The sequence below is a fragment of the Cupriavidus sp. WS genome, assembly GCF_000395345.1.
GTDB lineage: Bacteria > Pseudomonadota > Gammaproteobacteria > Burkholderiales > Burkholderiaceae > Cupriavidus > Cupriavidus basilensis_B.
Genome location: NZ_AQPL01000181.1, coordinates 1 through 10557, shown reverse-complemented (window position 1 = coordinate 10557; position 10557 = coordinate 1). Strand labels below are relative to the sequence as shown.

At 73.7% G+C, this 10557-nt stretch carries 6 protein-coding genes; 2 read left to right on the top strand and 4 right to left on the bottom strand.

The features are described 5' to 3' along the window. Positions 1 to 70 precede the first annotated feature (70 nt). Together K206_RS0115375 and K206_RS38345 are read left to right on the top strand one after the other, a co-directional pair. Entirely contained in the window at positions 71 to 1234 is a 1164-nt protein-coding gene (locus tag K206_RS0115375; RefSeq protein WP_020203289.1) for a porin, read from the top strand. Between the two features lie 59 nt (positions 1235 to 1293). Continuing rightward, positions 1294 to 2547, top strand: a complete 1254-nt coding sequence (locus tag K206_RS38345) for an alpha/beta hydrolase (RefSeq protein WP_020203288.1) — start codon at positions 1294 to 1296, stop codon at positions 2545 to 2547. Between the two features lie 12 nt (positions 2548 to 2559). Here K206_RS38345 and K206_RS0115365 read toward each other — a convergent pair whose 3' ends face one another. From K206_RS0115365 to K206_RS43715, 4 genes are all read right to left on the bottom strand, one after another. Next, entirely contained in the window at positions 2560 to 4383 is a 1824-nt protein-coding gene (locus tag K206_RS0115365; RefSeq protein ID WP_029043677.1) for an alpha/beta fold hydrolase, read from the bottom strand. A gap of 234 nt (positions 4384 to 4617) precedes the next feature. Beyond that, positions 4618 to 6993, bottom strand: coding sequence for a polysaccharide biosynthesis tyrosine autokinase (locus K206_RS38340; RefSeq protein WP_020203286.1), 2376 nt, complete (start codon positions 6991 to 6993; stop codon positions 4618 to 4620). A gap of 82 nt (positions 6994 to 7075) precedes the next feature. Further along, positions 7076 to 7798, bottom strand: a complete 723-nt coding sequence (locus K206_RS0115355) for a Crp/Fnr family transcriptional regulator (RefSeq protein WP_020423794.1) — start codon at positions 7796 to 7798, stop codon at positions 7076 to 7078. 269 nt (positions 7799 to 8067) lie between these two features. Then, a partial coding sequence (locus K206_RS43715; RefSeq protein ID WP_020203284.1) for a glycoside hydrolase family 2 protein occupies positions 8068 to 10557 on the bottom strand: 2490 nt, incomplete at its 5' end.

Sequence of the window (10557 nt, the reverse complement as noted above, 5' to 3'; positions counted from 1 at the left end):
CGCGCGGCGCGCCAGCCGCGGCGGCCGGCGATCCATGTCGCCAACAACCGGAAAAAAGGAGTGGACAAGGATGAAGCAGCCCCAAGCATGCAAGCACTTGCGCAACGCCATCTTGACCGGCGGCACCGCGCTGATCGCCGGATCGGCGCAGGCGCAGTCGCAGTCGAACCTGATCCTCTATGGCGTGATGGACGCCGGCATCGAATACCTGAGCCACTTTTCCGACAAGGTCCCCACGGCCGCCAACGGCTACGCCACCGGCGCCGGCCACAACACGGTGCGCATGAGCTCCGGCAACCTGGCCGGCTCGCGCTTCGGCATGCGCGGCGAGGAAGACCTCGGCGGCGGCCTCAAGGCCCTGTTCGTGCTGGAAAGCGGCTTCACCGCCGACGACGGCAGGCTGGCCTTCAACGGCCGCCTGTTCGGGCGCCAGGCCCTGGTCGGCCTCGGCGGCCACGGCGCGTGGCGCGTGACCTTCGGCCGTCAGAGCACCTCCATCTACGACGGCTTCGCCAACTTCGCGCCGGCCGCGTACACGAAATACGAGCCGGCCGGCGCGCTCGGGGGCTACAGTTCGCGCTCGGACAACATGGCCAAGTTCGCCGCCCAGGTCGGCCCGCTGATCGCGCTGGCGCACTGGTCCTTCGGCAACGGCATCTTCTCCTCGGGCGAGGTGCCGGGCCAGTTCCGCCGCGACACCGGCTACGGCACGGCGCTCAACTACGCGCTCGGCCGCTACGGCGTCGCCGTCGCCTACGACCAGTACAACCCGACCCTGACCGCGGCCGGCGACAGCGGCACCTTCCGGCGCGCCGGCGTCGCGGGCAACTACGTCAACGGCGCGCTCACGCTGCAGGGCGGCGTGCGCTGGGGCCTGGACAAGAACGGCGCGGGCGCCACGCTGATGCGCGACAACATGTACTGGATCGGCGCCAACTATCTCGCCACGCCGGCGCTGAACCTGACGCTGGCGTATTACTACGACGACATCAAGCTCGCCAACGCCAGCCTCAACCGGCTGCCCGCCACCAACGCGAAGAACCCCTGGCAGATGCTGTTCATCGCCGACTACAGCCTGTCCAGGCGCACCAACGTCTACGTGCTCGGCGCCTACGCGAAGCACGCCGGCATCGGCCTGGACACCGCCGCGGGCGGCTTCGTCAACGGCTACTATCTCGCCAGCGGCAAGGACAGCATGTTCGCCGCCACGCTCGGCATCCGGACCAAGTTCTGAGCCGTGCCGGCCATGCCGGGGTACCGGCTGGCGGCACGCGACATCGCGGAGACAAAACGATGCACAAGACCGCAAGCCTGGGGACGCGCCGCGCCCGGACGTGGCCCTGGACCCTGCTGGCCTGCGCCCTGGTGGCGATCACGGCACCGCTGACGCTCTGCCTGCTCATCCCGTGGCACTGGGGCGGGCCGGGCAGGACCGGGGCGGTGCTGTCCTACCTGGTGCCGATGCTCGCGCTCTCGTTCCCGCTGCACCTGCTGCTGGTCACGGCCGCGGCGGCGGTGTCGTGGTACGCGGCGCTGCGCGCCGGCGCCAGGCTGGCCGCGGCGCTGTCCGCGGTGGTGGCCATCCTGACTGCGGCGATGGGCCTGGTCCCGGCCATCGCCACGTGGCAGCAGGCGCGCGCGCTCGGGGTGCCGCTGTCGCTGCGCGACTATCTCGCCAATGCGCGCCACGTCAACAAGGGCCCGGCGCAGCCGGCGCGCAGCGTGGTCTACGGCACCGCCGCCGACGGCACCCGGCTGGTGCTGGACGTGTGGCGCAGCGGCCGGCCCGGCGACGGCCCGCTGCGCCCGGCCATCGTGCAGGTGCACGGCGGCGGCTGGGTGCGCGGCAACCGCAGCATGACGCCGGACTGGAACCGCTGGCTGAACGGGCTCGGCTACGAGGTGTTCGACGTGGAATACCGCATGCCGCCGAATGCGCGCTGGCAGGACGAGGTCGGCGACGTCAAGTGCGCGCTGGGCTGGGTCGCCGCGCATGCGGCCGACTACCACGTCGACCCCGCGCGCATCAGCATCATGGGCAGCTCCGCCGGCGGCAACCTCGCCGCGCTGGCCGCCTACAGCGCGGGCGACGCGCGCCTGCCGCCGTCGTGCGCGGCGCGGCCGGTCGCCGTCAGGAGCGTGGTCAACCTGTTCGGCCCGGCCGACCTGGCGCGGCTGCACGACGCGCCGGCCACGCCGCCGCACATACGGGCCGCCTTGCGGGCGTATGCCGGCGGCACGCCCGCGGCGCAGCCGCAGCGCTACCGCCTGCTGTCGCCGCTGAGCCACGTCGGCGCGCAAACCCCGCCCACCATCACGCTCATCGGCCTGAGCGACCGCGTGATCGCGTCCGAGCAGGCCGGGCTGCTGGACGACGCGCTGGCCCGCCACGGCGTGCCGCACGAAACCTGCCTGCTGCGCGCCACCGACCACGCCTTCGCCCATCACTGGGGCGGCTTTGCCACGCAGATCGCGCGCGCCAGGATCGCGGCCTTCCTCGAGCGCTACGCGGGCGCGGCGGCGCCGGCTGCCGGCGACAACCACTGAACCGCGCCGGGCTCAGGCGCCCGCGCTGCCCGCCACGGCGTCGGCCAGCTCCACGCGCTCGCCGCTGCCGGCCGCCTCGCCGCGCGCGGCCTGCTGCTCCATGTAGCGCACCAGGTAGGCGCAGAGCGCCGCGCGGCTTTCCTCGAGGAACAGCGAATGGTCGAACTTCGGCAGGGTCCGCACGCGGATGTGCGCGAGCCCCTGCAGCGCCTCCAGGTTGCCGCCGAAACGGTCCCTGGCTTCTTCCAGGCCGAGGTCGCTCATGCCGAACAGGAAGTCGGTCTGCACGCCGCGCCGGTCCAGCTCGCGCATGGCGGCGCGCGCGAAGCCGGTCACGGTGGTGGTGTCCTCGCCGCGGCGCCAGCGCGTCAGCGCGGACGCGGCGCGCTGGCCCAGGCGGCGCGCGCCGCGCCGCACGAAGCCGTGGAGGATCGGCACCACCCTGACCTCGCCGCGCAGCAGCCGCTGCCAGTTCTCGACGCGGCGCACCGCGGCGGCGTAGCCGCGCATGGACTGCACGCGCTCGCTGGCGGCGGCCGTGTCGGCCTCGTCCCAGCGGAACTTGGCGAGGTTGGCCAGCACCACGCCTGACACGTTGGGGTTGCGCAGGGCCACGTGCAGGCTGATGTAGGCGCCCGAGCATACGCCCGAGACCACCACGCGGCGCAGGCCCTGCGCGCGCAGCCAGTCCACCGCGGCGCTGGCGTCCTCGCAGGCGCAGGGGTCGTATACGGCGGGGATGCTCATCTGGCGCGCCGGCGCGGGGCTGTCGCCGAGCGCCGACAGATCCAGGCGCAGCGCGGTCACGCCGTGGCGCGCCAGCTCGCGCGACAGCATGACGAACAGCCGCCCGTCGCCGACGTGGTGATTGCCGCCGGTGTTCGGGAACACGATGGCCACGCCGTTGGGCGCGCGCCGCGCCGGCTGGCACAGGATGCCGAACTGGCGGCCGTGGTCCAGCCAGACCCGCTGCTCGCGCACGCCGTCGACCTCCCACTCCAGCGCCGGACGCGGCTCCTGCGCCGCCGGCGCGGCGCGCGCGGCGGCCCTGGGCACCGGGCCGAGCCACGCCAGCACGGCCTGCCAGGCGGCCTCCGGCACGCGAGCGTACTCGGCCGCCTGCATCATGCCGGCGTACTCGGGAAAGCCGTCCAGCGTGACCTCGGCGCCCGACGCGCGGTAAAGCGTACCCATTTCTGCGACCGGCGACGCGGTGCCCGGCCAGGCGTCGAGCAGCAGCACGCGCGGCGCCGGGCAGCCCTTGCGGCGCGCCAGGCGCAGGCCTTCGAGCGCGGCCACGGTGTCGGCCTGGAAGCGGTAGGCGAGCACGTCGAGCGCGCCGTCGGCGGGCGGCGCCTGCGCGATGTCGGGGATCACGTTGTTGAGCCAGCCGGTATGCAGCGCGCGCAGTTCGCGCAGGTAGTTGCGCCCGTTTACCACCGGCGCCAGCAGCACCAGCCCGGCCACCACGGCGGGATCGCGCGCGGCCAGCGCCTCGGCCGCGAGCACCGCCAGCGCCGCGCCCAGGCGCAGGCCGCACAGCACCACGCGCTCCACGCCGCCCTGCTCGCGCAGGGTGCCGACCGCGGCCAGGATGCCGTGCACGCACCACGCGATGTGCTCTTGCTCGGCGCCGCTGCCGGCGGCGTCGCCGGTGCCGGGATAGTCGAAGCGCAGCGCCGGCACCCCGGCCGCGGCGAGGTCGTCGGCCAGGTGCCGGAACGCGCGGTGGGACCACATCGCCTCGTGGCCGTGCGGGTTGCACAGCACCACGCCCGTGCTGCCCGCGGCTTCATGCAGCCAGCCGGCGCATCCTTCGAACAAGACCGGTTTCATCACCTCTCCCAATGAAAAACGGGGCTTGGGCCCCTGGCATCTTGCGCACGCAGAAACGGGTACGCTTTGTTGTCGCGCGCGTGCCGGCGGCGGCGCCGAAACCCGCTGCCGGCGCGCGTGCGGGGCCGGAAAGCACCACGTTTGCGCCCCACTCGCGGCCTGCCCGCGGGCACGCAGAAACGGGTACGCTCCCGGCCGCCGCGCCATGCCGCGGGCGGTCAGGCGGTCAGGCGGTCAGGCCGCCGGCATGGAGCCATGCTGGTCCGCGCCCGGAGCGGGCGCGGCGCGCGCCTCCAGCGCCAGCGCTTCGGGCCGCGCGGGCGACAGCGGCAGGCCCAGGTACGGGTTCATCGCGGCGAAGTCCGCGCGGTTGCTGCGCCGGCGCGTGACGCCGTTGAGCATGCCGCCGGCCAGGCGGGCCTCGGCGCGCGCCAGGCGCTTGAGCGCTTCGTCGACCTGGCTGGCCGGCGTGACGTCGGCGCGCACCACCAGCAGCGTGGCGCCGGCGAGGTTGGCCACCAGCGTGCCGTCGGCCACCGCCAGCACCGGCGGCGTGTCGATGATGACGAGGTCGAAGCGCGCCTTGCAGATGCGCAGCGTCTCGGCCAGCGCGGGCATCATCAGCAGCTCGGACGGGTTGGGCGGCGTGGCGCCGGCGGTGATCAGCGACAGGCCGGACACCACCGTGGGCCGCACCACCGTGGCGGGATCGGCGCGCCCCGCCAGCAGGTCGGCCAGCCCCGGCTCGGGCGCCTGGTCGAACCAGTGCGCGACCCTGCCGCGGCGCAGGTCGGCGTCGATGAGCAGCACACGCTGGCCGGCCTCGGCGAACAGCACCGCGAGGTTGACCGCGGCGAAGGTCTTGCCCGCGCCGGGCGCGGGGCTCGTCACCGCGAGCACGCAGTCGGGCGCGTTGCGCACGGCGAAATGCAGCGCCGCGCGCACGCTGCGCAGGCCTTCCACCGCGACCGAATGCGGCGAGCGGCGCGCCAGCAGGAAGCGGTCGTGCAGGCCGCAGCGCAGCAGCCGGTCGCCCTCGCTGGAGGCGAACTCGCCGGGCTCGGCCAGCGCGGTGCCGGGCGCCGGGGCGTAGAGCCGCGGGCCGGGCGCGCCGGCGAACCCCATCATCATGCCCAGGCGGCGATGCACCTCGGCCTGCTGCTCGAGCTCGGCCTGCTCGCTGCTGAAGGCGATCTCGCCGAGCATGGGCATGCCGAGCCGCGCCTCGGCGTCGGCCGCGTCGGCCACCGAGGGCTTGAGGCGCTGGCGCGCGGCCACGCCGATCAGGCCCAGGCACAGGCCGAGCAGCGCGCCGCCGCCGGCCAGCGGCAGCGGGCCCGGGCCGTCCGGGCGCGCCGGCGGCAGCGCCGGGTCGACGATGCGCATGGTGCTGGAGCGGTCGGACTGCGCCAGCGAGAGCTGCTGCTCGCGGTTGCGCAGCGTCATGTACATGTCCTCGGCGACCTTGACGTCGCGCGTGAGCGCCACCGATTCGCGCTCGGTCTCGGACAGGTTCTGCATGCGCGAATCCATGTCGCGCCGCACCTTGCCCAGTTCCTGGATCTGCGTGTCGACGGTGCGCACTTCGTTGCTGTCGGTGGTGAAGCGCTGCAGCAGGCGGGTGCGCTCCAGGCGCAGCGCGGCGATCTGGCGCTGGTAGTCCATGCTGCCGTTGAGGTAGGACTGCGCCTCCTGCGTGGGCGCCATCGTGCCGCTGCGCGCGCGGTAGCGCGTGAGCGCCGCTTCCGCGCGCTCGAGCTCGCGCTGCACGCGCGGCAGCTCGCTGGTGACGAAGGCCAGGCTGCCGGCGGCGTCGTCGCGGCGCTGGCTGGTCTGGCTGTCGATGTAGGACTGCGCCACGCCGTTGACCAGCGCGGCGGCGAGCTTGCGGTCCGGGTAGCGCCACGCGATGCGCACGGTGCCGGCGTCGCGCGTGTGCTCGTCCACCACCAGCTCGCCGGTGATGGCGTCGATCACCGACAGCGGATCGCGCCGCATCAGTTCGAAGCGCGTGCCGGGCCGCGCGTCGAGCTGCCCGACCTGCAGCTCCACGTCGTTGCCCGCGGCGGGCTCGCCGACCGCGCCGTCGAGCAGCATGGCCTCGCCCGCGTAGAGCCGGTAGCGGCCTTCGGGCTGGGCCACCAGCGTGAGCGGCACGTTGAGCAGGCGCTCGGGCACCGACAGGCTGTCCACCCGCGCGCGCTCGCCGCCCCAGGCGTAACCGAGGCCCTCGGGCCACGGCGCGAGCACGCGGCCGGGCTCGGCCAGGCGCTCGGCGAGCGCCCCCAGCAGCGGCGCGCGCACCGGCGCGGCCGACACGTCCAGGCGCAGGCGCTCCACCACCGGCCCGACCACCGCGCGGCTGGTCAGCATGCCGGCATCGAACTGCGCCGCGGACACATTGCCCTGCGCGGCATTGCGCGGCGCCATCTGCACCAGCGCCTCGACCCGGTAGCGCGGCGGCGTGGACAGCGCCACCAGCGCGCCGGCCACCCCGCCCGCAACCGCGAGCCCGACGATCCAGCCGAGGTGGTCGAGCAGCGCGCGCCGCCCGCGCGCGCGCGGCTGCGCCGGCGCATTCGCAGCCGGCGTCGCGCCGGCAAAGAACAACCTGTTCACGGCATTCTCCCTGGGCGGCCGACCCGTCGGCCATGCTCGCCCCATTGCCCGTCGGCCATCGGCCGCGCCGGCTTCAGACGGTTGCCAGCGCCGGCAGCAGTCGATCGAATTCGCGCTTGACGAGCTTGTAGCACTCGCACGAATGCGCTTCCAGGCCATGCCGGTCGAGCACGGTGATGTGCCCGCGGCTGTGCTGGATCAGGCCAAGGTCCTCGAGCTTGCCGGCGGCCTCGGTCACGCCCTCGCGGCGCACGCCGAGCATGTTGGCGATGACCTGCTGCGTGATGACCAGCTCGTTGGAAGCCATGCGGTCGAGCGCCAGCAGCAGCCAGCGGCACAGTTGCTTGTTGAGCGAGTGGTGGCGGTTGCACACCGCGGTCTGCGCGATCTGCGTGAGCACGGCCTGCACGTACAGCAGCGTGACGCGCTGGATCGCCGGCGAATGCAGGAACTCCTGCTTGAGCGTGGCCGCGGACAGGCGGTAGGCGAAGCCCGGCGTGCGCACTTCCACGCGGCACGGCATGGTGTCGCCGCCGGTGAGCACCGGAATGCCGACCAGCCCTTCCTTGCCGATGGCGGCGATCTCCACCGTGGCGCCGTCTTCCAGCAGCGACAGCATCGAGACGATGGCCGTGGTGGGGAAGTAGACGTGATGGATGCGCTGGCCGGAGTCGGTCAGCAGTTGCCCGGCGCGCATGCGCACCAGCTCGAGATGCGCCGACAACAGCTCCCAATCCTTGCGCGGCAAGGCACCCAGCACATGATTGACGTGCAGATCCGAACGCTGACTGATCATTTCCCTCTCCCCGTGACCAGCCGCACGAACACTTAACACCGGAGCCGGTCCGCGCACTTCGCGGGACCCGCGCCGGCCGCCTATTCCGTGACCCTGGCTCGTGCGGCATCTGTGTCTTCATTAAGGGCTATATGTGGGCCTGCCAACAGTAGCCGCACGGTTGAAACCCGGTCATCCTTCGGTAGGTTTGAGAGCAATTGCCGGGGCAGGGCCAATGCCGCGCGGACGCCGCCCCGGCGCGGCGGGCAGTATGGTGCGAGCGCGGCGCATCAGGCGCCCGGCGCACTGTAGGCAAGCGCGCGTCTCGCATTGAGCGCATGGATCTCCCCCATCGGGATGAACGCGGCGCCGGGCGGGCCCGCACCGCGCACTCCGCCATCGGGGCCGGCCTCGGGCAGCAGCCGCACGCGCCGGCGGCTGCCGGGCGCGAGGTGGAACCAGTCCTGCTCGGCGCGCATGGTGGCATCCTCGATGTGGACCCAGCGCGCGAAGCGCCGCGCCGATATCGTGAGCCACCAGTCGCCGTGCTCGCGCGTCACCGCCACCGCCAGCTCGGGCGGCTCGAGCGCGGCCGCGCTGCGGTCGGGCAGGTAGCAGGCCTGGCTCAGCAAGGCGCCGTCGGCGGGATCGAACAGCGCGGCGCGCACCACGTCGTGCTGGCGCGGGCCGAAGCGGTAGGCATAGGTGAAATCGAAGAACGCGCCGGCCAGCTCGGCGCCGCTCACGCGCCGCGTGGCGCGCGGCGCCAGGCACAGCTCGCGCGTGACGTCGAGCAGCGCGGTCTCGCCGTCGCGCCAGCATTGCAGTTGCAGGCGCACCGCGCGCGGCGCGGCGCTTTCGTTGATCAGGTGCAGGTGGATGCCGTTGAGGCCTTCGTCGGTGAGCAGCACCTGCAGCGGCTGCCACACCTGGCGCAGCGCGTGCCACGCGGACTTGGGCCGCGCCAGCGCGTCGACGATGCCCCAGCCCGCGCCCGGCAGCAGGTCCTGCAACTGCCACACCAGCGCGCCGGCGCAGGTGGAGTCGGCGCGGCGCCATTCGCTGAACACGTCGGTCATGACCTCGGCCACCACCGCGCGCGACAGTTGCAGGTAGCGCGCGCTGTCTTCGTAGCGCAGGCGCGGCGGGTCCACCTTGAACAGCTCGCGCAGGTAGAAGTCGCGCACGTCCTCGAAATCCCAGCCGCTGCCCGCGTCGCGCGGCACGCGCGCCTTCCAGCGCGGGTCGTGCGCGGGCGGCACCGGCAGCGCCTCGGCCAGCGTGCGCGCGCACGGCACGTTGGCGAAGGCCAGGCATTCGGAGGTGAAGCGCACGCTGGCGCGGCGCGCGTCGTCGAGCGGGCGCTGGTAGGCGCCCACGCCGTAGTAATGCGTCACGCCGCTGTCGGGCTGGAACGGCCACGCGCCGCCGCTGGGCGAATTGCGCACGTAGACCGCCTCGGGATGCCAGCGCGCCACGCAGGCCGGGATGATCTCGTCGAACAGCGGCTGGCGCCATGCCGCGGCGGCAACGCCCATCATGGCGGCCTGCTGCTCGACCTCGCTGCCGCCGCACAGCACCGCCACGCTCGGGTGGTGGCGGTGCGCGGCCAGCCATTCGCCGACCTCGCGCGCGGCCTGCGCCATCAGCGGGCGCGCCGCTTCGGCATCGGCCGAATAGTCGAAGTTGGCGAACATGAAGTCCTGCCAGACCAGCAGGCCGAGCGCGTCGCACGCATCGAAGAAGGCCTCGCCCTGGTAGCAGGTGACGCCGCTCACGCGCACCATGTTCATGCCGGCGCCGTGCGCCAGCGCGAGCCATTTTTCCACGGCCGCGGGCGCATCGGCGTGGCCGGTCAGATCGTGGCTGGTCCAGCAGGCGCCGCGGCAGAAGATGCGCTCGCCGTTCACGCGCAGCGCGAAGCCTTCGTCGCCCTGCGGTGTCTCGCGCTCGGCTTCGATGCGGCGAAAGCCGACCTGCGCGCAGTCGATGCGCAGTTCTCCCAGCCGCAGTTGCACGGCGTAGCGTTCGGGCGCGCCATGCGTGTGCGGCCACCACAGGCGCGGCGCGGGGATGGCGAGCTCGCCTTCGTAGGCGATGCCGCCCGGGCCTGCGTCCACCGCGGCCAGCGGCGCCTCGCGCCCGTCCGCGCACAGCATCGGCAGCACGCCCGGCGGCAGCGGCGCCACGTCGCGCAGGCACAGGCGGATCGTGCCGCGCGCGAGATCGGCGTCGAGCGCGGCGTGCAGGTCGTAGCGCGCGGTCAGCAGCGGGCTGGCGGCGTCGAGCGGCAGCAGGTCGACGCCACGCCACGGGCCCACGGTATGGACCGGCGGGCACCAGCCCGGCATGTGGCCCAGCAGCGTGGTGCGCACCAGCCGCAGCGAGGGCGGCGTGACCAGGCGCGGCTTCCACCGCGCCGGCCCGCGCTGGCCGCGCAGCCAGCGGTGCAGCGCGCGGAAGCACAGGTACAGCACGTGGCTGCCGTCGAGATGCAGCTCGGCCTCGTGCGCGGTGAACATGTTGTGCGCGTCGAGCACGCGCGTCTCGTCGAGCCAGACCTCGGCGATGGTGGCCAGGCCATGCAGGCGCAGGCGATGCGCGCCGCTGCCGGACAGCGGCACGCGATACCAGTAGTCGTGGTCGTGCAGCGCGCGCGGCGCGGCGGCCTGCCACCGGCCCGCGGCCTGCAGCGCCTGCGCCACGGTGCCGGGCACGCTGGCCGGCAGCCACGGCGCGTGGCTGGCCAGCGCGGCCGGCGAGGCGGCGGCGCCGGCGGG